The 22,865-nt window shown below is 66.9% G+C and carries 23 protein-coding genes; 9 read left to right on the plus strand and 14 right to left on the minus strand.

Translation table 11 applies throughout. The features are described 5' to 3' along the window. Nucleotides 1-40 precede the first annotated feature (40 nt). From GWI72_RS05400 to GWI72_RS05415, 4 genes are all read right to left on the minus strand, one after another. Complete coding sequence (locus GWI72_RS05400) at nt 41-319, minus strand: hypothetical protein (RefSeq protein WP_161708067.1); 279 nt, start codon at nt 317-319, stop codon at nt 41-43. 524 nt (nt 320-843) lie between these two features. Continuing rightward, nucleotides 844-1,269, minus strand: a complete 426-nt coding sequence (locus GWI72_RS05405) for a hypothetical protein (RefSeq protein ID WP_161708068.1) — start codon at nt 1,267-1,269, stop codon at nt 844-846. A gap of 42 nt (nt 1,270-1,311) precedes the next feature. Next, on the minus strand, nt 1,312-1,767 hold the full coding sequence (locus GWI72_RS05410; protein ID WP_161708069.1) for a hypothetical protein: 456 nt from the start codon (nt 1,765-1,767) through the stop codon (nt 1,312-1,314). Between the two features lie 220 nt (nt 1,768-1,987). Further along, on the minus strand, nt 1,988-2,815 hold the full coding sequence (locus GWI72_RS05415) for a DUF3857 domain-containing protein (RefSeq protein ID WP_161708070.1): 828 nt from the start codon (nt 2,813-2,815) through the stop codon (nt 1,988-1,990). A gap of 342 nt (nt 2,816-3,157) precedes the next feature. Between GWI72_RS05415 and GWI72_RS05420 the strand changes: the two genes are divergently transcribed. After that, nucleotides 3,158-5,086: an ABC transporter ATP-binding protein gene (locus tag GWI72_RS05420; protein ID WP_244314204.1), complete on the plus strand. Its 1,929-nt coding sequence runs from the start codon at nt 3,158-3,160 to the stop codon at nt 5,084-5,086. A gap of 27 nt (nt 5,087-5,113) precedes the next feature. Here GWI72_RS05420 and GWI72_RS05425 read toward each other — a convergent pair whose 3' ends face one another. After that, nucleotides 5,114-5,386: a PilZ domain-containing protein gene (locus tag GWI72_RS05425; protein WP_161676007.1), complete on the minus strand. Its 273-nt coding sequence runs from the start codon at nt 5,384-5,386 to the stop codon at nt 5,114-5,116. Between the two features lie 133 nt (nt 5,387-5,519). Here GWI72_RS05425 and GWI72_RS05430 point away from each other — a divergent pair, with 133 nt between their 5' ends. The 5 genes from GWI72_RS05430 (at nt 5,520) to GWI72_RS05450 (ending at nt 10,788) form a co-directional block, all read left to right on the plus strand. After that, on the plus strand, nt 5,520-6,098 hold the full coding sequence (locus tag GWI72_RS05430) for an NnrU family protein (protein WP_161708071.1): 579 nt from the start codon (nt 5,520-5,522) through the stop codon (nt 6,096-6,098). A gap of 305 nt (nt 6,099-6,403) precedes the next feature. Then, the gene (locus GWI72_RS05435) at nt 6,404-7,084 is read left to right on the plus strand and encodes a tetratricopeptide repeat protein (protein WP_161676009.1); all 681 of its coding nucleotides are present in this window, start codon (nt 6,404-6,406) and stop codon (nt 7,082-7,084) included. After that, nucleotides 7,084-8,436: an outer membrane protein assembly factor BamB family protein gene (locus GWI72_RS05440; RefSeq protein WP_161708072.1), complete on the plus strand. Its 1,353-nt coding sequence runs from the start codon at nt 7,084-7,086 to the stop codon at nt 8,434-8,436. Before GWI72_RS05435 ends, GWI72_RS05440 begins: the two co-directional genes overlap by 1 nt. Nucleotides 8,437-8,483: 47 nt before the next feature. Then, on the plus strand, nt 8,484-9,905 hold the full coding sequence (gene der, locus GWI72_RS05445; protein WP_161676011.1) for a ribosome biogenesis GTPase Der: 1,422 nt from the start codon (nt 8,484-8,486) through the stop codon (nt 9,903-9,905). Between the two features lie 91 nt (nt 9,906-9,996). Then, a complete protein-coding gene (locus GWI72_RS05450; protein WP_161676012.1) occupies nt 9,997-10,788 on the plus strand; it encodes an inositol monophosphatase family protein in 792 nt (263 codons plus the stop codon). 269 nt (nt 10,789-11,057) lie between these two features. Here GWI72_RS05450 and GWI72_RS05455 read toward each other — a convergent pair whose 3' ends face one another. The 9 genes from GWI72_RS05455 to rpsF all read right to left on the minus strand — a co-directional run bounded on the left by GWI72_RS05455 (nt 11,058) and on the right by rpsF (nt 20,065). Beyond that, on the minus strand, nt 11,058-11,804 hold the full coding sequence (locus tag GWI72_RS05455; RefSeq protein ID WP_161676013.1) for an SDR family NAD(P)-dependent oxidoreductase: 747 nt from the start codon (nt 11,802-11,804) through the stop codon (nt 11,058-11,060). Nucleotides 11,805-11,824: 20 nt separating this feature from the next. Continuing rightward, complete coding sequence (gene purF, locus GWI72_RS05460) at nt 11,825-13,330, minus strand: amidophosphoribosyltransferase (protein WP_209000057.1); 1,506 nt, start codon at nt 13,328-13,330, stop codon at nt 11,825-11,827. 49 nt (nt 13,331-13,379) lie between these two features. Continuing rightward, complete coding sequence (locus GWI72_RS05465; protein WP_161676014.1) at nt 13,380-14,060, minus strand: CvpA family protein; 681 nt, start codon at nt 14,058-14,060, stop codon at nt 13,380-13,382. Nucleotides 14,061-14,168: 108 nt separating this feature from the next. After that, the gene (gene radA / locus GWI72_RS05470; protein WP_161708073.1) at nt 14,169-15,608 is read right to left on the minus strand and encodes a DNA repair protein RadA; all 1,440 of its coding nucleotides are present in this window, start codon (nt 15,606-15,608) and stop codon (nt 14,169-14,171) included. A gap of 2 nt (nt 15,609-15,610) precedes the next feature. Next, complete coding sequence (alr, locus tag GWI72_RS05475; protein WP_161676016.1) at nt 15,611-16,795, minus strand: alanine racemase; 1,185 nt, start codon at nt 16,793-16,795, stop codon at nt 15,611-15,613. 86 nt (nt 16,796-16,881) lie between these two features. Further along, complete coding sequence (locus tag GWI72_RS05480) at nt 16,882-18,366, minus strand: replicative DNA helicase (protein WP_161676017.1); 1,485 nt, start codon at nt 18,364-18,366, stop codon at nt 16,882-16,884. 240 nt (nt 18,367-18,606) lie between these two features. Continuing rightward, nucleotides 18,607-19,170 (minus strand): 50S ribosomal protein L9, encoded by a 564-nt coding sequence (gene rplI / locus GWI72_RS05485; RefSeq protein ID WP_161676018.1) that lies wholly within the window; start codon nt 19,168-19,170, stop codon nt 18,607-18,609. Nucleotides 19,171-19,378: 208 nt separating this feature from the next. Beyond that, nucleotides 19,379-19,627 (minus strand): 30S ribosomal protein S18, encoded by a 249-nt coding sequence (gene rpsR / locus GWI72_RS05490; protein ID WP_161676019.1) that lies wholly within the window; start codon nt 19,625-19,627, stop codon nt 19,379-19,381. A gap of 6 nt (nt 19,628-19,633) precedes the next feature. Then, a complete protein-coding gene (rpsF, locus tag GWI72_RS05495; RefSeq protein WP_161676020.1) occupies nt 19,634-20,065 on the minus strand; it encodes a 30S ribosomal protein S6 in 432 nt (143 codons plus the stop codon). Between the two features lie 524 nt (nt 20,066-20,589). Here rpsF and fabD point away from each other — a divergent pair. The 3 genes from fabD (at nt 20,590) to GWI72_RS05510 (ending at nt 22,851) form a co-directional block, all read left to right on the plus strand. Further along, on the plus strand, nt 20,590-21,537 hold the full coding sequence (fabD, locus tag GWI72_RS05500; protein ID WP_161676021.1) for an ACP S-malonyltransferase: 948 nt from the start codon (nt 20,590-20,592) through the stop codon (nt 21,535-21,537). An 87-nt stretch (nt 21,538-21,624) separates the two neighbouring features. After that, complete coding sequence (gene fabG, locus GWI72_RS05505; protein ID WP_161676022.1) at nt 21,625-22,362, plus strand: 3-oxoacyl-[acyl-carrier-protein] reductase; 738 nt, start codon at nt 21,625-21,627, stop codon at nt 22,360-22,362. A 252-nt stretch (nt 22,363-22,614) separates the two neighbouring features. Next, nucleotides 22,615-22,851 carry an acyl carrier protein gene (locus tag GWI72_RS05510; protein ID WP_161676023.1) on the plus strand — a complete coding sequence of 79 codons (237 nt, stop codon included), beginning with the start codon at nt 22,615-22,617 and terminating at the stop codon, nt 22,849-22,851. The last annotated feature ends 14 nt before the right edge of the window (nt 22,852-22,865 follow it).

The raw sequence follows: 22,865 nt of genomic DNA on the forward strand, positions 1-22,865 counted from the left end.
CCGGGGCCTGCCGCGTGGCGTCTCCGGCCGGGGGACGCCGTTACCGGGTGGGCGGGGAGGGTTCCGCTGCTGGAGGGGCGGCGTCAGGCTGTGCCCCGGGCTGCCCGGCCTGCGGCCTCGGCAATGCCTCTGCCTGGGCCTGGGCCTGAGCCCGGGCCCGCGCGAGGAAATCGTCGACGGCCAGCGACAGCGCGGACGGCGGCGCGGGCTTGCGCTTGTCGAGGTCTGCCAGATAGGGCTCGATGGAATAGGACAGCATTGCCTCGTCCCGCGCCTCGTCGACCCGGGCAAGATGCTCGCGCAGCTGGTCGGCCGGCACGACGGTGGTCTTGCGCTCGGTGGTCCATTCGTAGAAGGCAGCACCGTCCGACCGTCGCGAAAAGGCGAAATGGGGCGTGTCGATGACACGCGCATCCTCCTTGCGCAGGTTGAGCTTGCCGGAGTCGGTGGCTTTACGCGCAGGAACGTTTGGCTGTTGGCGCGTATGCGGGATTAGGCGGGATCAGCAAGTCTTTGTCGGATCTCAGCCGTTCTGGCCGAATTCGCCCGGTATCCGCCGCGCAAGCTCTTTTGCCCGAAACAACGTGGCTCTCTAGTGGCCGAGGCCATGCAATTTGAAATTTCTAATGAAAGCCATCGACGCCCGCTTCCGGGTGGAAACCATGTTCGACATCGCTTCATGTGTTCCCACGCCGAAGAAGATTGTGGTTCTCCGCCTATGTCAGAGGGGGATACCCCCCTCTTCTGTTCATCGGCGAGAACTTTCGGGATCAGTCGGTAAGCCGAACATGGCATAGAATTTCAGCTCGAAAATGAGCTCGTGCTGGTCGAAACCGAACGACGTTACGCTGCTGCTGCTGCTACGATGGCCTCACCCGCTTCAATCATGAAATCAATGATGGCCGCGGCTTCTTCGGGGACTTCATAGATAATTTCATCCGAGAAGGATAATTCGGCCGTGTCGTCGAACAGCAATTGAACCATATCGTTACTGGTGAAGGGCTCGCCACTTGGAAGTGTTGCAGGCCAGTTAAGCAGGACCGGCAGCTCATCGATCAGAGCATCCGGATCAGTCTCCCACTCCTGCATCAATTCGCCCAAACGGTTGACCCGCAACATTTGCTCATCCGGGTTATCGCCCATAAACGGGAACAGATTGGGGTTGTTTTGCACGGCAATATACCAGCCAATCGCCGCTTCTTCTGCGCCCTGATCGAATGCAATCATCAAAATATTTTTGGTCGAATCCTCAGATTTTCTTTCAGTCATAACGCGCCCTCTTTGTTGGGGTCCCAATATTTGAAGCTTGGGTCAGGCATCATTGATAATTACATTGATACTCAAAGCGTTATGGGTTGAATCCGGTGTCGCTATGATCGTGTACCCGAGATCGGAGGGCCATTGATACTGATCGCCCGGAGATGACCCGTTGGATTTCCAATCTATGGTCGGGCTGTTAAGGTTCTGATCGCTCATGACTTCCCAGCTGGGACGATCTCCCATGTCCAGAACCTGAACATGTGCGACAATACGAATGCCAAAACGCCAGACGCCATTGTTCCAACAATACCAAACGTATGCGTCGCCCACTGCGATTTTAGAGAGATTTTCCGTAACATCGCAAGTCGCTTCACCCGAATAAGGAAGTAAGTCGGCGTCGGGCCACTGATCGATACTGTTGCCACCTTCTTGAAGTTCGGTTCCGTTTTGATCTGGAACCCATGTTACTTTCGAATTGTTATGAAAAGAAATGACAAGATTGGACACTGCGCATCTCCATGAGTAAAATTTTCCAAACTGCAGCGATGCAACCAGAATACAACCATAATAATAAACTCGAAAATTTTCAGATTTTCGAATTTATACTGATATTTGATGTGCAGTTTGAATTTGCGAAACTAGTTTAATCATGGGGATTTATCGAAATCAACTAAAAATAGAACTTGTATTGATATGCCGCTGAGGGTTCATCCAGCAGCGTTTAGAGCTAGTAGACCTTGCCGCCGATCTCGGCCCGGGTGATGGTGTACCCATCGGCCGTGACGGTCTCGGGCTGCTGATCCGTCCGGCCATGCAGCCGGATGACGGCCTGCCGGCCGGCCGGGATCGAGACGCGGCTGCGCAGGAAGCCGATCGGGAAGTCGGTGCTGAAGCCGGCACTGCTGGCGTAGGCCCCGCGGAACAGCGGGCGGCTGTCGACCACGGTCATCTCGTAATCGATCGTGTCGTCCACCTGCACGTTCGGCAGGATGGCCAGAAGCGTCAGCTGGCCGGCGAGGATGCCGTTGCCCAGTTGATCCTCCTGCCGCAGGATCTCGAGGCGTGTGTCCTGCGTGACGTCGCGCCAGACACCATTGCGCCGGATCCGGACGGAGTTGAGGGTCAGGGTCTCGCGGCTCGGGTCGAAGTCCATCTGGATGGTCGAGGCCGCCTCGAGACCGGAGCGGTCGATGACCTGGCGCACGCGGCGGCGGTGGACGGTTTCCTCCGCTCCATCCCAGCGCTTCTGGTCGTCGATCATCAGAATGTAGACGCCGTCGCTCACCTGCAGCTCAAGCTCCGGATCCGGTTCCGGGATCGGCGCCAGGTCGACCCAGTCCGGGCGCGGGCCGATGCGGGCCTCCTGCTGCGGCCCGGCTTGCGCGGCGATGCCGGACGGCGGTGTGGACGCCGCATGCGCCGGCGGAGTGCCCGCAAGGGCGAGCAGCAGGACGAGGACGCTTGCGGCCAGCGCCGACCGGACCGGCACGGCGCCTGGCCACGGCACACGGGAGTTGTGGGGAGCGGCAAGGGGGCGGGAAAGCAGTGGAACCATGACGACGCGCCAGACTGAGACCAAACGGTGCGGAACCGGTACAGTCGTCTGCCAAGTCCCTGACAGGATTGACAGTAGGCAGTCGTCAGCGCACTGGCAAGTTGCAAGTTGGCGACAGCTGCGCCCAGGGGGAACAGGTCCGGGGCGAGGGCGGGCCCCGGCGGCGGCCTGGTTGGGGAGCGGCCCGGGAGCGGTCTGGTGGAGCGGACTGGTGGAGCGGACTGGTGGGGGGCGGCCAGCGCATCCGGACTTTCGCGGCCTGCCTGTGTCGGCTACTGCTGGCGGCCTTGCCGGTTGCGCCTGACGGCGCCGTCCGGACCGGACCAGGAGGATGAGCTGAGCATGGCGGCAGATCAGGAGCGGGCGCCGCAGGGCCGGGAGGGCGGCCGGGCCGCACAGCGGGCAATGTGGCGGGCGATGCGGCGCGGGCAGGGCATCGGCGGCCATCTGGTGGCCAATGTCGCCTCGCTGCGGCGACTGCCGCAACTGGTGGCCTCGCTGTGGGCCGCCGGTCCCGGGCTTGCGAGCGCCATTCTGGTCCTTCGCCTGATCCGGGCGCTGCAGCCGCCGGCCGTGCTCTATGTCGCCAAGCTGATCATCGACGAGATCGTGGCCCGCTCGGCCGCCGGCGCGGGCAGCTTTCAGCTGGCCGACCTGCAGCAGGGCGGGGCGCTGTCCCCGCTCGCCGGGCTGATCCTGCTCGAGTTTGCGCTGGTGGCAGGCGATGCGGTGCTGTCGCGCGTCGATCGGTTGCTCGAACAGATGCTGGGCGAGCGCCATGCCAACCGGCTCGGGGCCGCCCTCATCCGCCAGGCGGATGCGCTTGACCTGGCCCAGCTGGAGACGGGCGAGATCCAGGACCGGCTGCAGCGGGCGCGCAACCAGTCGGTCATGGGCAACAGCCTGCTCGGCCAGATGCTGAACCAGGCCCAGGATGCGGTGACGCTGATTGCGCTGGTGGCGGGTGTGGCCGCCTTTGCCCCGGCGCTGGTGCTGCTGCTGGCCTTCGCGCTTCTGCCGTCGCTGCTGGGCGAGGCCTATTTCAATTCGCTGCGCTACGGGCTCGACAAGGAGGCGACGGCCCGGCGGCGCGAGATCGACTACATCCGCTATGTCGGGGCCAATGCCCGCACGGCCAAGGAAGTGAAGCTGTTCGGCCTCGGAGCCTATCTGGCCGGGCGGTTCACGACGCTGGCCGGCTCGTTGCATGTCGCCAGCATGGCACTCGCGCGCAAGCGGGCGCTCTGGGGGGCGCTGTTCGGCATCCTGAGCGCGCTGTCCTACTATGGTGCCTATGGCTACATCGCCTTCCGGGCGGTGCAGGGCGACATCTCGCTGGGCGAGCTGACCTTCCTCGCCGGAGCGCTCATGCGCCTCAACGCCCTGTTCGAGCGCATGATCCTCGGCCTGACGCAGATCGCCGACCGGGCGCTCTATCTGGAAGACCTCTATTCCTTCTTCGAGCTGGTGCCGGGCGTGACGGAGCCGGAACGGCCGCTGCCGTTTCCCGAGCCGATCCGCCAGGGCATCGTGTTCGAGAACGTGGGCTTCCGCTATCCGGGCAAGGAGGGCTGGGTGCTGCGCAACCTCGACCTGACGATCCGGCCGGGCGAGACCGTGGCGCTGGTCGGCGAGAACGGGGCCGGCAAGACCACCATCGTCAAGCTCATGTCGCGGCTCTACGATCCGACGGAAGGCCGGATCCTGATCGATGGCATCGACTGCCGGGCCTTCGCGCTCGCCGATCTGCGCCGGCACGTGGGCGTGATCTTCCAGGACTTCGTGAAGTACAATTTTCCGGCCGCGGTCAACATCGGCGTCGGACGCATCGAGGCGGTTGCGGACCGGGAGAGGATGGACGCGGCCGCGGAGGCAAGCCTTGCGGCTGACGTGATCGCGCGGCTGCCGGCCGGCTACGATCAGGTGCTCGGCGACATGTTCACCTCCGGCGTCGAACTGTCCGGCGGGGAATGGCAGCGGATCGCGATCGCCCGGGCTTACTTCCGGGATGCGGCCCTGCTGATCCTGGACGAACCCACCGCAGCCCTCGATGCCCGGGCCGAAGCGGCGGTGTTTGCCCGTTTCCGCGATCTCAGCCGGGGGCGGACGGCGGTCTTCATCTCGCACCGGTTCGGCACCGTGCGCATGGCCGACCGGATCGTGGTGCTGGATCGCGGCGGCATCCTGGAAGCCGGCAGCCACGACGACCTGATGCGCCGCGATGGCCACTACGCCGCGCTGTTCCGGCTTCAGGCGGAAGCGTTCCAGTAGCGGCGCCGTTGCAGCCGACCGGCTGGCTCAGGCGGCCCTGACCGGCTCGGCCGGACCGGTGAACCGGACGCCGAGCTGGTCCGCCTTGCGCCAGACGATCTGCACCGGCCGGCGGATCTGATCGGTGTCGACATAGAGCATGAATTCGTCCGGCACGTCATGGGTGCTCGGAACCTTCAGCAGCACGCCGCCCTCGGAGGAGTTGCGCAGCATGCAGTCATAGACACGCATGCCGTTGCCGAACACGATCCGGCCAGCCTTGAGGACACGCATGCGGGGCGCGGCGCGGCGTTCGTCCAAGATCGCCTCCAGGAGTGTCTGAAAACTGGCCTGATGGTATCGGTGGCCCGTGAATCAAGTCTTGCGGCAATCCTCCAAAGTCGACCACAACTGGGTTAACGCGGCGACGCGATGCCGCGAGGGAGACCCTGGAATGCTGTATCTGATCCTCGGGATCGCGCTGTTCTTCGGCGCACACACTCTCACCATGCTGCGCGAGCTGCGCGCAGGCCTGCAGGAGCGGCTGGGAAGCGGCGGCTACAAGGGCCTCTACAGCCTCGTTTCCGCCCTCGGCCTCGGGCTGATGATCTATGGCTACGGCCTCGCCCGTTTCGAGGGCGCGCCGCAGATCTACGAGCCGCCGGTGGGGCTCAAGCATGTGGCCTTCCTGCTGCTGCTGCCGGTGTTCGTGTTCCTGATCGCCGCCTATGTTCCCGGCCGTATCAAGCGGGCGCTGAAGCACCCGATGCTGGTGGCCGTGAAGCTGTGGGCGCTTGCCCATCTGCTGGCCAATGGCGACCTTGCCTCGGTCCTGCTGTTCGGGTCCTTCCTGGTCTGGGCGGTCGTCGACCGGATCTCGATCAAGCGGCGCGTGCCGGTGGCCGCCGGTGGTCCGCCGCAGATCGACGTCGGCCCGGCCGGTGACGTGGTGGCGCTGGTGGGCGGCCTCGCGCTCTACGGGCTCTTCGTCTGGAAGCTGCACGAATGGCTGGTCGGCGTCGCGCCGATGTAGGCCGGAGAGCGCCGGCGCAGCGACTGGCGCAGTCGCTGGCGGCGTTGCTGGCGGCGCGATGGGGGGAGGGCTCGGCGGTCGCGGTACGCCCGCCGCCGCAGCGCTCCTCGCAAGGCTGTGATGGGCGATTCTGCCGCCAAAGCGCGGTCCGGCCGCGCGGCTGCCTCACTTCAGCCATCAAGTGCTTGAAAACAGCGCGAGACGGGCGTTTGCCACGACGGGGGTGACACTGTAATGTGGCGCCGCGCCGCGTGGGCCCCGTCCGCGTCCGCGCCGCTTTGTCTGTATGCAGGAACCTGGCACGCATGTCCGATATTTTCCGCGAAGTCGACGAGGATATCCGTCACGAAAAGTACCGTCGCCTTTGGGACAGGTTCGGCGTCTACGTCATCATCCTTGCCGTGCTGGTGGTGGTCGGAACGGCCGGGTACCGCGGCTGGCTCTACTGGGAAGGGCAGCAGGCGCAGAAGGCCGGTGACACGTTCATGGCTGCCGTGCGCGCCGCTGATGCCGGCAATTCGGCAGAGGCCCAGACCCTGTTCGAGAGCCTCGCGCAGTCGACCGGCGGCTATCCGGTGCTGGCGCGGATGCGCGCGGCCACCGACCTGGCGCGCCAGGGCAACGAGGCCGAGGCCCTGGCCCGCTTCGACGCGATTGCCGCCGATTCGTCGGCCGACCCGCTGCTGCGCGGCCTGGCCGCGATCCGGGCCGGCTATATTGCCCTCGACAGCGCCGACTATGCGACCGTTGCCGGCCGGCTCCAGCCGCTGGCGGCCAATGACAATCCCTGGCGGTTCGCGGCGCGCGAGATCCTCGCCTTCAGCGCCTGGAAACAGGGTGACCTGACGGCGGCCCAGTCCTGGGTCGACCAGATCGCCGGCGACGCCGCCGCCCCGCGCGACATTGCCGGCCGCGTCGGCCTTCTCAACGACCTGATCCGTGCCGCCACCGGCAAGGCGCCGGCCGCTGCGGGAGTGAGCAACTGATGCCGCTGAAGACCTCCTCTCGACTGCGCGCTCTTGCCGGGCTGGCCACGCTGATGGTCGTCCTGCAGGGCTGCAGCTCCGTGTCGGAATACACCGACGCGATCAATCCCTTCGCCGAGCGCGAGAAGATCCTGCCCGGCGACCGGCAGCCGGTCTTTGCCGATGCCGATCCGCTGGCCAGCGCGGCCGGCAAGGCGGCCAGCATCGGTTCGGCCACCGGTGGCCAGAACTGGCCGCAGGCCGGTGGCCCGGAAAACAACGATGCCGGCAACATCGCCGTCTCGGTGAGCGGCCAGCGCGTCTGGCGCGCCTCGATCGGCAGCTCCGGCGGCGGGCTGACAGCCTCGGGCCTGCGTGCCGCTGCCCGTCCGGTGTCCGACGGCGGACGCATCTTCGTCTACAAGCCCTCGGGCGAGGTGATGGCCTTCACGACCGGCGGCGCCCGGGCCTGGACCCGCGACCTGCGCCCCGAAGGCGAGGATGACGTGGCCTCGGGCGGCGGTGTCGCCGTGGCCAACGGCCGCGTCTTCGCCGCCACCGGCTACCGCAAGTTTGCCGCGCTCGATGCCGGGTCCGGTCAGGTCCTGTGGACCATCGACCTCAGCACGCCGGCGCGCGGCGCTCCGGCCGTCGGCAACGGCTATGTCTTCGTCGTGACCCAGAACAACGAGGTCTACGCGATCAAGCAGGAAGACGGGTCGGTCGTCTGGACCTATTCGGGCATCGAGGAATCCGCCGGCCTCCTGTCCGCCTCTGCGCCGGCTGTGGTCGGCGGCACGGTCGTGGTGCCGTTCTCCTCCGGCGAGATCATGGCCATCGACATCAAGAAGGGCGAGCCGATCTGGGCCGAGGGCGTTGCCCGCGCGTTCCGTACCCTCGCGCTCTCGACGCTGGCCGACGTGTCGGCCAGCCCGGTGGTGGCCGGCGGCACCGTGTTCGCCACGGGCGTGGCCGGGCGCACCATCGCCGCCTCGCTCAAGACCGGCCAGATCGAATGGCAGCAGGACATCGGCAGCGTGCACACGCCGGTCGTCTCCGGCTCGGCCGTGTTCATGGTGACGCTGGATGACCGCATGGTCGCGCTCGACCGCAAGACCGGCCAGCCGCTGTGGCGCGCCGACCTGCCGCAGCTCGAGAACAAGAAGAAGCGCCGCAACTGGGCCGGTCCGGTGCTGGCAAACGGCACTCTTGTCGCTTTCTCGAACGACGGACGCATCGCGCTGGTTGACGCCACGTCCGGAAACGTGCAGAGCGTGAGGGATGTCCAGACCAATGTGTTCGTGACGCCGATCGTGGCCGGTGGCCGTGTGATCGTGCTTGAAGGCGACAACGGTCTGGCGGCCTTCAACTGAGACAGAACGGGGATGGCCGGTGCGCCGGCCCCTCGAGGAGATGCAAATTGGGTGCGACCGTCGCCATCATCGGCCGGCCGAACGTGGGCAAGTCGACGCTGTTCAACCGGCTCGTGGGCAAGCGCCTGGCGCTTGTCGACGACACGCCCGGCGTGACGCGTGACCGGCGCCCTGGCGAGGCACGCCTCGGCGACCTGCGCTTCACCGTGATCGACACGGCCGGGCTGGAAGACGCCGAGGCCACCAGCCTCGAAGGCCGCATGCGGGCGCAGACGGAAGAGGCCATCGTCGAATCCGACGTGGTGCTGTTCGTCATTGACGCCCGCGCCGGCGTCACGCCGCTTGATGCCTATTTCGCCGACGTGGTGCGCAAGTCCGACAAGCCGGTCATCCTGCTGGCCAACAAGGCCGAGGGCCGGGCCGGCGAGGGCGGGCTCTACGAGGCCTTCGCGCTCGGGCTCGGCGAGCCGGTGGCGATTTCCGCCGAACATGGCGAGGGGCTGGCCGGTCTCTATTCGGCGCTGCTGCCCTTCGTGGAGCAGGTGGAGGAAGACGAGCAGGCGGCCGCCGACGAGGCCCGCTTTGCCATCGAGCTGGACGAGGACGGTCAGGATCTCGTGCCCGAGATCGCCGCCGGCACGGCCGAGCGCCCGCTCCGGGTGGCGATCGTCGGCCGGCCGAACGCCGGCAAGTCGACGCTCATCAACCGGATGCTCGGCGAGGAGCGCATGCTGACCGGTCCCGAGGCCGGCATCACGCGCGATTCCATCTCCGTCGACTGGCTGTGGCGGGACCGGCATGTGAAGCTGTTCGACACGGCCGGCATCCGCCGCAAGGCGCGCGTGCAGGAGAAGCTCGAGAAGCTGTCGGTTGCCGACGCGCTGCGCGCCATCAAGTTTGCCGAAGTGGTCGTCGTGGCCCTCGATGCCACCAATTCCTTCGAGAAGCAGGACCTGCAGATCATCGAGCTTTGCGCGCGCGAGGGCCGGGCGCTGGTGATCGCCATCAACAAGTGGGATCTGATCGAGGACCGCGAGGCCGCCTGGCAGGCCATCCGCGACGCCCAGGACCGCTATCTCAACCAGATCCGCGGCGTGGCCATCTGCACGCTGTCCGGCCTGCAGGGCCAGGGCATCGACCGGCTGATGGAAGCGGTGTTCGGGGCCTATGACGTCTGGAACACGCGCATCTCGACCGCGCGGCTCAACCGCTGGCTCACCGGCATCCTCGCCCATCATCCGCCTCCGGCGGTGCAGGGCCGGCGGGTGAAGCTGCGCTACATGACGCAGGCCAAGACGCGTCCGCCGCATTTCTTCGTCTTCTGCTCGCGGCCGGAAGAACTGCCCGAAAGCTACACCCGGTATCTCGTGAACAATCTGCGCGAGAAGTTCGAGATGCCGGGGACCCCCATCCGCCTGTCCTACCGCAAGGGCGACAACCCCTTCGCGGGCAAGGCCAAGCAGCGCTGAGCCCCCGTGCGGGCGGCCGACGGTCGCCCGCGTCTGCGCGGCCAGCGGCCACGCCCTCCCATCCCTGTGTTGCCTTCCGCCGGAGTTTGCCATGATCCAGGACCGTCTGGCCTTTGCCCTTGATCTTGCCGAGCGCGCCGGGGCGCTTGGCCTCGACTATTTCCGCCGTCTCGAGACGCTGACGGTCACGGCCAAGGGGCATCAGGACCTCGTGTCGGAGGCGGACCGGGACGTGGAGACGCTGGTGCGGGACGCGCTGGCCGACCGGTTCCCGCAGGACGGCATCGTGGGCGAGGAACACGGGCGCCTGGCCGGCAGTTCCGGGTTCACCTGGGTCATCGATCCGATCGACGGCACGGCCAATTTCGTCGCCGGCATCCCGCAGTGGTGCGTGGTCATTTCCTGCGTCCACGAGGGCCGGACGGTGATCGGCATCACCTATGATCCGCTGGCGCGCGAGATGTTCCATGCGGTGCGGGGCGGTGGTGCCTTCGTGAACGGGCGTCCGATGCGGGTCTCGTCGAGCGACAGCCTCGGACGCGGATCGGTCGGTGTCGGCTTCAGCGGACGCACCAAGGCCTGCGGCGCAGTGCAGGTGATCGACGCGCTGGTGGACCGGGGCGGCGTCTTCTTCCGCAATGCCTCGGGCGGCCTAATGCTGGCCTATACGGCGTCCGGCCGTCTGATCGCCTACTGCGAGGCGCACATGCACGCCTGGGACTGCCTGGCGGGCCTGCTGATGATCGAGGAGGCCGGCGGTTTTGTCCCGGCTTTCGACGCCGAGGCCGCGCTCACGGCGGGCGTGCGCGTCATCGCCGGCGCGCGGGGCATCGAGGCGGATCTCACCGCGATCTGTGACGCGTCATTCCCGAAGGTTGCCTGAGGCACCCGAACAAGACCGTGGCGTCTGCCGCGGCTGAGCTGGATGACCGGCCTCGACCTCGCCGAAGTCACGCCGGCCCAGCAGAGCGTCGGGCCGGGACCGGTGGGTCGTGGCCTCTATCTTTCAAGGAGTTACCGAGGAGAGACTTCGGCTCTCCGGTCCCGGGTCTCCGCTTCGCTCTCGCCCGTGATGACCAAGAAGGGCCTTGTCGGCACCTGGAGCCGGGGCGTCTGCCCCGGCTTTTTTGTTGGCCCTGCGCAGGCGCCGCGTCAGACGACCAGCGGTTCGTAGTCCTTGAAGCTGTCCGACGGGCGATCATAGAGGCGGCCGGTGTCGGTGAAGTCGGGACGCAGCAGGCGGATGATCTGCGGCGCCACCTCTGCCGGATGCGGCAGGGTCTCCGGGTCTTCGCCCGGCATGGCCTTGGCCCGCATGGCGGTGCGCATGGCGCCCGGGTTCAGCAGGTTGGCACAGACGCCCATCGACCGGGTTTCAGCCGCATAGGTGCGCACAAGCGCCTCAAGTGCGGCCTTGGAGGCCGAGTAGGGGCCCCAGAAGGCCTTGCACTTGTGGGCGGCACTGGAGGTGAGGAACACGGCGCGGCCCGCATCCGACTGGCGCAGCAGCGGATCAAGCGAACGGATCAGGCGCCAGTTGGCGGTGACGTTCAGCGCCATGACCTTGTCCCAGGTCTTGATGTCGACGTGGCCGAGGGGGGACAGGCCGCCGAGCATGCCGGCGTTGCCGACCAGCATGTCGAGCTTGCCCCAGCGCTCGTAGATCGCGGCGCCGAGCCGGTCGAGCCCGTCGTAGTCGGTCAGGTCGAGCGGCACCAGCGTGGCGCTGCCGCCGGCCGCCTTGATCTCGTCGTCCAGATCCTCGAGCCCGCCAACGGTGCGGGCGACGGCAATCACGTGCACGCCTTCGGCCGCAAGCGCCCGCGACAGGAAATAGCCGATGCCACGCGAGGCGCCGGTAACGACGGCCACGCGGCCCTGAAGTGAAGTCTCGGTCATGGTCTTCTGTCTCTGACGGATCACCGCATCTCGACCAGGCGCGGCGGCTTGCGGAACTCCACATCCTCCGACAGGTCGGTGAGCGGGGTCGGATAGTCGCCGGTGAAGCAGTGGTCGGTGAACTGCGGATCGGTGTTGTCGCGGCCCTCGTAGCCCATGGCCTTGTAGATCCCCTCGATGGAGAGGAAGGCGAGGCTGTCGGCGCCGATGAAGGCCCGCATCTCTTCCAGGTTGTAACGGGCGGCGAGCAGCTTCTCGCGCACGGGGGTGTCGATGCCGTAATAGTCGGAATAGCGGATCGGGGGGCTGGCGAGGCGGAAATGCACCTCGCGCGCGCCGGCATCGCGGATCATCTGGACGATCTTCAAGGAGGTCGTGCCGCGCACCAGACTGTCGTCGATCAGCACCACGCGCTTGCCCTCGATCTGGGCGCGGTTGGCCGAGTGCTTGAGCTTGACGCCGAGGGTGCGGATCGACTGGGTCGGCTCGATGAAGGTGCGGCCGACATAGTGGTTGCGGATGATGCCGAGCTCGAAGGGCACGCCCGACTGCTGGCTGTAGCCGATGGCGGCGGGAACGCCGCTGTCGGGCACCGGAACCACCACATCCGCATCGACATGGCTTTCCATGGCGAGCTGGGCGCCCATCTGGCGGCGCACGTCATAGACCGAGCGGCCGCCCACGACCGAATCCGGCCGGGCGAAGTAGACATACTCGAAGATGCAGGGGCGGGCCTTGCGGCGGCCGAAGGGGAAGTAGCTCTCGATGCCACCCGAGGTGCAGACGATGACCTCGCCATTCTCGATCTCGCGGATGAACTTGGCCCCGATGATGTCGAGGGCGCAGGTCTCGGAGGCGAGGATCGGGGCGCCGTTCAGGTCGCCGAGGACCAGCGGGCGGATGCCGAGCGGATCGCGGGCGCCGATCAGCTTCTTGCGCGTGAGGGCGACCAGCGAGTAGGCGCCTTCCATCTGCTGGATCGCCTCGATGAAGCGGTCGACGATCTTGGGCTGGCGGCTGCGGGCCACGAGCTGCAGCACCACCTCGGAATCGGACGTGGACTGGCAGATGGCCCCGTCCCGGATGAGCTGGCGCCGCAACGTCAGGCCATTGGTGAAGTTGCCGTTGTGGCAGATGGCGAAGCCGCCGCCGTCGAGCTCGGCAAACAGCGGCTGGACGTTGCGCAGGGCCGGTTCACCGGTGGTCGAGTAGCGCACATGGCCGACGGCGGCGGAGCCGGCGAGGCGGCTGATCGTCTCGGCGCTGGAGAAATGGTCGCCAACGAGACCCAGATGACGCTCGGAGCGGAACTGGTCGTTGTCGTCGTAGGTCACGATCCCGGCGGCTTCCTGGCCACGGTGCTGCAGGGCGTGGAGCCCGAGCGCGGTCAGGGCTGCGGCATCCTCGTGCCCCAGAACGCCGAACACGCCGCACTCTTCGCGCAGCGTGTCGCCGTACAGGTCGTCGTCAGGCAGCCCGGTCGCGGGGTGCGCGGACTGCAGCGGATGATGGGTCGTTCCGGTCATGGCGATGTCCTCGCTCTTCACGGGCCGGACGGGACCGGCCCAGCCTGGCTCAGTTTCCGGTGCCACCGGTGGTCAGTTGCTCGATGCCCCGGCGCTCGGCCGGCGAGTAGCCCGTGTTCTCGTCCGGTGCCGGCGTCGTTCCCGGCGCCGTTCCCGGTGCTGTTCCCTGCGTCTGGCCGGCCCCCGCGCCCGAGGTGGCGGCCGCCGGGGCCTGCCGGCTCGAGCGGATCCGGTCGAGGATCGCGGCCTCGGGATCTTCGGGCAGCGCCGCGATGAGCTGGTCGCCGACATGGACCAGCAGGTCACGCGACTTGGCCTGGGCCACCCAGTCCGGCTGGCGCTCTGCCGGCACGAACCAGTTGAAGAACAGCATGGCGACGACGACCAGCAGCATGCCACGGGCCGCGCCAAAGACGAAGCCCAGCGTGCGGTCGAGCGCGCCGATCCGGCTGTCCAGCACGAAATCGGAAATGCGCATCGTGATGTAGCTCACGATGATCAGGGTCAGCAGGAACACGCCGGCCACGGAGGCGCCAAGCGCCACGTACTCGTTGCTGATGTACTGGCGCGCAAAGGGCAGCACGTAGCCGTAGAGGAAATAGGCGCTGGCTGCGGCGGCAACCCAGGAGGCGATCGACAGCACCTCGCGCACGAAGCCGCGCACCATCGCCAGGACGGCGGACACCAGCATGATGACGAGAAGAATTCCGTCCAGAAGCGTGATCGGCATTGCTCGGTCTGTCCTCATGTCCCGCGCGGCGCACCGGACATAAGCCGGATGGCCCTTGCGCGCAAGGGTCGGGTCAACTTCCGTTCCGGCTAAGCGTTGTTCCGCGTCCTAATCCGTGTCTGCGGCCAAGGGTGTCGAGGCCATCGGTCTTGTCCGCTCGTCGCCGCGCCGCTTGCCGCCGGCTGTGATGCGGGCAATGAAGCTGGCCAGATCCTGGACCCCGTCGGCGGCAATCTCTCCCTTGCCCCCGTCCTTGAGGGTCCCCTGGGGACAGATCGCCCGGTCGAAGCCGAGTTTCTGGGCCTCCTTCAGCCGGGCCTGCCCCTGCGCGACCGGACGGATCGCGCCCGACAGGCTGACCTCGCCGAAATAGACGCAATTGCCGGGAAGGGCAAGACCGCTCAGGGACGAGACCAGGGCCGCAGCGACCGCGAGGTCGGCACCGGGCTCGTTGATGCGCAGGCCGCCGGCGACATTGAGATAGACGTCATGCTGGGAGAAGCGGACGCCGCAGCGCGCCTCCAGCACGGCCAGGATCATCGACAGGCGCGCGCTGTCCCATCCGATCACCGCCCGGCGCGGCGTGCCGAGCGAGGAGGGGGCCACAAGGGCCTGGATCTCGATCAGCAGCGGACGCGAGCCTTCCAGCCCGGCAAAGACCACGGATCCGGGCGAGTTGGTGGCCCGGTCACCGAGGAAAAGTGCAGACGGATTGGCCACTTCCTGCAGGCCGGACCCGGTCATCTCGAAGACGCCGATCTCGTCGGTTGCCCCGAAGCGGTTCTTGACCGAGCGCAGGATGCGGTACTGATGCGCGCCGTCGCCCTCGAAATAGAGCACGGCATCGACCATGTGCTCGACCACGCGGGGACCGGCGATCTGGCCATCCTTGGTGACGTGGCCGACGAGCACCATGGCGGTGCCGGACTTCTTGGCGTAGCGCACCATCGCCTGGGCGGAGGCGCGGACCTGGGTGACGGTTCCGGGTGGAGAATCGGCCTGTTCGGTCCACAGGGTCTGCACCGAATCAAGGATCAGCAGGGCCGGCGGCGGGCCGGCCTCGAGCGTGGCAAGGATGTCCTCGACGCTGGTCTCCGAGGCCAGCGCCACGGGAGCTCCGGCCAGACCGAGGCGTTCGGCGCGCAGGCGCACCTGGTCGACGGCCTCCTCGCCCGAGATGTAGACCGACCGCAGGCCCTTGTTGGCGAGCGCGGCGGAGGCCTGGATCAGCAGCGTGGACTTGCCGATGCCCGGATCGCCGCCGACCAGCAGCGCGGACCCGCGCACGAAGCCGCCGCCGGTGACCCGGTCCAGCTCCTTGATGCCGCTCTGGAAGCGGGGCGCTTCCTTGGCCTCGCCCGACAGCCCCACCAGCGGCACGATGCGTCCCTTGGCCGGGCGGCCCCGCGAGGGCCCGCCGCCGACGCCGCTGTCGGTCTGTTCCTCGACGATGGAGTTCCATTCGCCGCAGGAATCGCAACGCCCCGCCCATTTGGAGCTGACGGCGCCGCAGGACTGGCAGACGAAGGCTGTGGATCGGCGGGCCATGGTCAGAGATCCTCGCCGAGCGGCCCGTAGACGCGCCTGTGGCGGCGCCCGAGCCCGGTCAGCAGTTCGTAGTCAATGGTTTCGGCGGCGGCGGCGACCGCCGTGATGTCGGCATTCGGCCCGAGCAGCTCGACCCGGGCACCACGCCTTGCAAGGTCTGCCGGAACATCGGTCACGTCGACCGCCATCAGATCCATGGAAATCCGGCCGAACAGGGGCACCCGGTGACCGGCAAGCCAGGCGGTCGCGCCCGGGCGGTCGTCGGAGCCGCCGGCGCGGCGGTGATAGCCGTCGCCATAGCCGGTCGACAGGATCGCCAGACGCGTGGGACGGGTCGTGACCTGGGCCTGGCCGTAGCCGACCGGCGTGCCGGCTGCAACCGTGCGCAGCTGCAGGATGTGCGCCTCGAGCCGCAGCACGGGGGCGAGGCGCAGCGGATCGCCCTCGTGGATCTCGCCGCCGTAGAGCGCGATGCCCGGGCGGACCAGATCGAAGTGGAAATCGGGCCCGAGATAGACGCCGGCCGAATTGGCAAGCGAGCGCGGCAGACCGGGAAACCGCGCCGACAGCGCCTCGAACCGGGCAAGCTGCGTGCGGTTGAAGGGCGAGACGGGACTGGAGCCGCACGCCAGATGGCTCATCACCAGACTGATGCGGAAGGCGCGCGTCAGGACACTGTCTGCGGCGATCCGGGCCGCATCCTCCTCGGGAAGGCCGAGGCGGTTCATGCCGGTGTCCAGATGCAGGGCCGCCTCGAGCGGCACCTTGCGGCTGCGGCAGAAGAGGGCCCAGTCCTCGACCTCGGGCAGGGAGCCGAGCACCGGCCTGAGCCGCGCCTCCGCATAGAGCGGGGCGGCGCCCGGCAGCAGCCCGTTGAGCACGTAGATCACCGCCGAGGGCGCCTCGCGCCGGGCGGCGAGCCCTTCCTGGGGCAGGGCGACGAAGAAGGTGGAACAGCCGGCGGCAGACAGGGCGCGCACGACCGGGCCGATGCCGCAGCCATAGGCGTCGGACTTGATCGTGGCCGCCACCGCGGTCGCAGGACCGACGACCCCGGTGATCGCCTGCCAGTTGCGCGCGATTGCGGCCGGGTCGATCGTCAGCACGCTGCCATGGCCCGCGTCATCGACCGTCACCCGGGCTCTGCGGGCGGCTGGCGGCGGGGGAACGGTCTGGGGATCGGTCATGCAGGCAGTCTCATCCGGCAACGGGGCGGCAGGCGGGCGAATCGCGGCCCCTGCCGGATGACGCCATCATAAGGGGTCGGGCGGCGTTACTCGAGCCGCTCGGGCAGATACTGGTCTTCGGCCAGATCCGAGAAGCGCGTGAACTCGCCCTGGAAGTGGAGCTGCGCGGTGCCGGTGGGGCCATGACGCTGCTTGGCGATGATGACTTCGGCCTTGCCCTTCACCCGCTCGAACTTGTCGCGCCAGGCTTCATACTCGGGCGTGCCTTCCTCGGGCTGGGTCTTGGAGAGGTAGTACTCCTCGCGGAACACGAACAGCACCACGTCGGCGTCCTGTTCGATCGAGCCCGATTCGCGCAGGTCCGACAGCTGCGGCCGCTTGTCATCGCGCGATTCCACCTGACGCGACAGCTGCGACAGGGCGATGATCGGCACGTTCAGCTCCTTGGCGAGCGCCTTCAGGCCCGTGGTGATCTCGGTGATTTCCTGCACGCGGTTGGCCCCGTTCTTCTGGGAGCCGGACAGGAGCTGGATATAGTCGACAATGAGCAGGTCGAGGCCGCGCTGGCGCTTGAGACGGCGGGCGCGGGCGACAAGCGAGGCGATGGAGATGCCGCCGGTCTGGTCGACATAGAGCGGCACCGTCTGCATGATCTGGGCGCAGGCGGCCAGCTTCTCGAACTCGGCCTCGGTGATGTCGCCGCGCCGGATCTTCGAGGAGGAGATCTCGGCCTGTTCGGAAATGATACGGGTGGCGAGCTGTTCGGCCGACATTTCCAGCGAGAAGAAGCCGACGACGCCGCCGTTGACCGTCTTCATCGTGCCGTCGGGCTGCTCCTCGGACATGTAGGCCTGGGCCACGTTGAAGGCGATGTTGGTGGCGAGCGACGTCTTGCCCATGGCGGGACGGCCGGCCAGCACGATCAGGTCCGAATGCTGCAGGCCGCCCATGAGGCGGTCAAGATCGGTGAGGCCCGAGGAGATGCCCGACAGCGCGCCTTCGCGGTTGTAGGCGGCATGGGCCATCTGGATGGTTTCGGTCAGGGCGTCGCCGAAGGAGACGAACCCGCCTTCGCTGCGGCCCTTTTCGGCCAGTTCAAACAGCCGCCGCTCGGCATCGTCGATCTGCTGGTTCGGCGGCATGTCGATCGGCGCGTCGAAGGCGATGTTGACCATGTCCTCGCCGATGCGGATCAGGTTCCGCCGGACGGCGAGGTCATAGATCGTGCGGCCGTAGTCCTCGGCGTTGATGATGGAGGCGGCGTCGGCGGCCAGGCGCAGCAGGTACTGGGTGGCGCTGAGATCGGCGATCCTGGTGTCGGCCGGGTAGAAGGTCTTCAGCGTGATCGGGGAGGCGGTCTTGCCGGCGCGGATCAGCTGGCCGATCTTCTCGTAGATGTCCTTGTGCGGGGGCAGGAAGAAATGATGCGCCTCGAGAAAGTCCGAGACCCGGTAATAGGTCTCGTTGTTGACGAGAATGGCGCCCAGAAGCTGGCGTTCGGCCTCCGCATTGTGCGGTGCGACGCGCACGCTGTCCGACACGGTCTCGACCTTCTGAATGCTGCCTTTCATGGGATCCCCCGGATAACGCCCCCCTTCGTTTACCGGCGTTGGAGCGGCAGGAAAAGCGAGGAGTTAGCAGCGCGTTAATAACGAGTGTGACGTGAAAATCAGCGGGGACAAACCCGAAAGTTTGCCTTGACGCGCCAGCATCGGGCGCTCTCGGGCCGGGGCAGCCCCTGCCAAGCCGGCAAATGCAAACGGCGCCCCGCGAGGGGCGCCGTCGGTATCCACCACGAAGGGGAGGCTGGATCAGGCGTCGTCGCCTTCGCCCTCGTCCTCGCCGTCCTCGGCTTCTTCTTCCTCGAACTCGAACACGTCCTGCTCGCGGGCGGTCAGGTCCTCGCCGGCAGCCTGGCGCTCGGCTTCGTCAGCGGAGCGGGCGACGTTGATCGAGACGGAGACCTCGACTTCCGGGTGCAGCGCGATGGCAACGCTGTGCAGGCCGATGGTCTTGATCGGGGTTGCCAGATGCACCTGGCCGCGGCCGATGGTGAAGCCGCCGGCGGTCGCCACTTCGGCGATGTCGCGCGGGGAGACGGAGCCGTAGAGCTGGCCGGTCTCGGAGGCGGAACGGATGACCACGAAGGTCTGGCCGTTCAGCTTGCCGGCAACGGCCTCGGCGTCCTTGCGGCGCTCCAGGTTGCGGGCTTCGAGCTGGGCGCGCTCGGCTTCAAACTTGGCAAGGTTTGCCTTGTTGGCGCGCAGCGCCTTGCCCTGCGGCAGCAGGAAATTGCGGGCGTAACCGTCGCGGACGCGAACCTTGTCGCCCATCTGGCCAAGCTTGGCCACGCGCTCGAGCAGAATGACTTCCATGTGACTTCTCCAGTCGGTCTGTCCCGTCCGGGGCAGGGATGCCTGCCCGTGCCAGACGGTTAGAGGCCGATCACGAACCCGTCGGCCCCAATCCGGGATTGCCGGCTCTGATGCGCCGCCTGCCCCTCAAGGCGGCGGCGCCCGGAAAACCGACAGGGCCGCGGCCGGATCGAGATCCGCCGCGGCCCGGATTCGGGAAGCCCCGAACTTACTTGATGACGAAGGGCAGCAGGGCCAGCAGGCGGGCGCGCTTGATGGCGCGGGCCAGCTCACGCTGCTTCTTCGCGGAGACCGCGGTGATGCGGCTCGGGACGATCTTGCCGCGCTCGGAGATGTAGCGCTGCAGCAGACGGATGTCCTTGTAGTCGATGACCGGGGCGCCGTTGCCGGAGAACGGGCAGGTCTTGCGACGACGGAAGAACGGACGACGGGCGGGGATCTGAGCGATTTCGGACATTCTCAATTACTCCGCATCTGCACGACGGGGACCACGGGCCGGACGGTCGGACCGTTCCGGGCGGTCGCTGCGCTCGCCGCCGAAGCGGTCGTCGCGGCGGCGACGGTCATCGCGGTCACGCTTCTGCATCATGGCAGACTGCTCTTCATCGTGAGCCTCGACCTTGAGGGTCATGAAGCGCAGGATGTCTTCGTTGATGCCCATCTGACGTTCCATCTCGGCGACCGCGGCGTGCGGGGCGTCGATGTTCATCATCGTGTAGTGAGCCTTGCGGTTCTTCTTCACGCGGTAGGCGAGGGAGCGCAGGCCCCAGTTCTCGATCTTGCCGACCTTGCCACCGTTGGCTTCGATCAGGCCCTTGTACTGCTCGACGAGCTGCTCGACCTGCTGGGTCGACACGTCCTGGCGGGCCAGGAACACGTGTTCATAAAGCGGCATGTGTGCTTGCCTTTCTGTGTGTCAATCGGACGGGCCTGGCGCAAAGCCTCTACGTGCCTACGGAAAGGAACGTATTAGTCCTACGAGAGCGGAGACACGGGAAGTCGGATCCCTCACGATCCTGACATGCCTTCAGAGACATGTCCCTCCGTTCAGCCACCAGCCAAGGTCCCGGACGAGGCCTGCTTCATACAGCAACCGGCACGGAATGCAAGGCGTAACCCGCGCCCGGCCCGCACCCGGCGTGAAAATCCGCGCTGCCCGGGCCCGCGCGCGCCGGGGGGCGGCCAGGTGCGAAAGGTCCCAAGACGGGGAAAACCCCCGCATTTCCCGACGTCGGGCCCGGACCAGTGCATGCCGGAGGCTTGACAGGGGCGCTCTCGTCAGACCATTAGCGGCGCAAGTGCGGGCGCTTGCTCCTTCAACACTGACGTGCCGGTCGGTGGTGCGGAGCCTCCAGGCAGCCCACAGGACAGACGGATCGTGGCCGGCAAGACCCCGGCCGCGGCAGCGGAGGCACAGGCATGAGCGTCGCGTTCATCTTCCCCGGACAGGGCAGCCAGGACATCGGCATGGGCAAGGAGCTGGCCGATGGCTTTGCCGAGGCGCGGGCGGTCTTTGCCGAAGTCGACGAGGCGCTCGGGCAGAAGCTCTCGGAGCTGATGTGGACCGGCAGCAAGGACGAGCTGACGCTGACGGCGAATGCCCAGCCGGCGCTGATGGCGGTGAGCCTTGCAGCGCTGCGGGTGATGGAAGCGCGCGGCATCGACCTGAAGGCATCCGCTGCCTATGTGGCCGGCCATTCGCTCGGTGAGTATTCCGCGCTTGCGGCTGCCGGCAGCCTGTCGATCGGTGACGCGGCGCGGCTCCTGCGGCTGCGCGGCACCTCGATGCAGGCGGCCGTGCCGGTCGGCGTCGGTGCCATGGCGGCGCTGCTCGGGCTCGACTTCGATGTTGCCCGGGAGGTTGCCGCCGAGGCGAGCGCGCCGGGCGAGGTCTGCGAGGCGGCCAACGACAACGCACCGGGCCAGGTCGTGGTTTCCGGCCACAAGGCTGCCGTGGAGCGCGCCGTCGAGATTGCCAAGGGCAAGGGCGGGCGCCGCGCGGTGCTTCTGCCGGTGTCCGCTCCCTTCCATTGCTCGCTGATGCAGCCGGCCGCCGATGCCATGGCCGAAGCGCTTGCCGGCGTGACGATCCAGGCGCCGAAGGTCCCGCTGGTCGCCAACGTGCTGGCGCGGCCGATTTCCGACCCGGCCGAGATCCGCACGCGGCTGGTGCAGCAGGTGACCGGGACCGTGCGCTGGCGCGAGTCCGTCGAGTGGCTTGCCGGCGAGGGGGTCTCGACCTTTGTCGAGATCGGCGCGGGCAAGGTGCTTTCGGGCATGGTCAAGCGCATTGCCAAGGACGCGACCGGTCTTGCCGTCAACGTGCCGGGCGACGTCGATGCCGTGCTGGAGCAGCTGAAGGGCTGAGACCTGCCGACCGGGGGCCGGCGTGCTCCCGTCTCCACCAGGCCCGGACCGACTGCGGTCCGCGCTGCCAACAGGAAGGAACAGTCAATGTTCAATCTGAACGACAGGACCGCGCTGGTGACCGGCGCGACCGGCGGCATCGGCGAGGCGATTGCCCGCGCGCTGCACGCCCAGGGCGCGACGGTGACCCTTTCGGGTACCCGTGTGGAAAAGCTGGAGGCGCTGGCCGCCGATCTCGGCAGCCGGGTGCATGTGGCCGCCGCCAACCTGTCCGACCGGGCCGCCGTCGAGGGGCTGATCCCGGCCGCCGAGGCTGCCATGGGCCGCGTCGACATTCTCATCAACAATGCCGGCATCACCCGCGACAACATCTTCATGCGCATGAAGGATGAGGAGTGGGACCAGGTGCTGGAAGTGAACCTGACCTCCGGGTTCCACCTCTGCCGCTCCGCCATCAAGGGCATGATGAAGCGCCGCCATGGCCGCATCATCGGCATCACCTCGGTGGTCGGCGTGACCGGCAACCCGGGGCAGGCCAACTATGCGGCCGCAAAGGCCGGCATGATCGGCATGTACAAGTCGATCGCCCGCGAGATCGCAAGCCGCAACGTGACGGTGAACACCATCGCGCCGGGCTTCATCGAGACGGCGATGACGGATGTGCTGAACGACAAGCAGAAGGAATCGATTCTCGGGTCCGTGCCGGCCGGCCGGCTCGGGACGGCTGCGGAGATTGCGGCTGCCGCCGTCTATCTGGCCAGTGACGAGGCTGCCTACATGACGGGACAGACCCTGCATGTGAATGGCGGCATGGCCATGATCTGACGAGAGAAATTGCCGGTGGACCAACCGGTTCCCCGGCGTGTCGAGCTCCGGCTCGGCGGCTGGTAAACCCTGATAAAGTGTGTTACCTAGCCGCCGATTATTCTGGACGGACTGTGCAGAAGGCTGGCGTCCCGCCGGCTTCCTGGCTTTTGTGCAGATAACTCCCGTCGCAAGGTCTTGTGGTTTTCTGAGATTTGCCCAAGATGCCCTTGCGCGGGTGACCGGTTCGTAAAAACCACCGAGGTAAGTAAAATGAGCGATATCGCGGAACGTGTGAAGAAGATCGTTGTCGAGCACCTGGGCGTCGACTCCGAGAAGGTTGTGCTGGGTGCGAGCTTCATCGACGACCTCGGCGCAGACAGCCTTGACACCGTTGAGCTGGTCATGGCCTTTGAAGAAGAATTCGGCGTCGAGATCCCGGACGATGCAGCCGAGACCATCCTGACCGTCGGTGACGCTGTCAGCTTCCTGGAAAAGAACGCCGGTTAATCCGGTTTCCCCCT

The sequence above is a fragment of the Pannonibacter sp. XCT-53 genome (assembly GCF_009915765.1).
Taxonomy (GTDB): domain Bacteria; phylum Pseudomonadota; class Alphaproteobacteria; order Rhizobiales; family Stappiaceae; genus Pannonibacter; species Pannonibacter tanglangensis.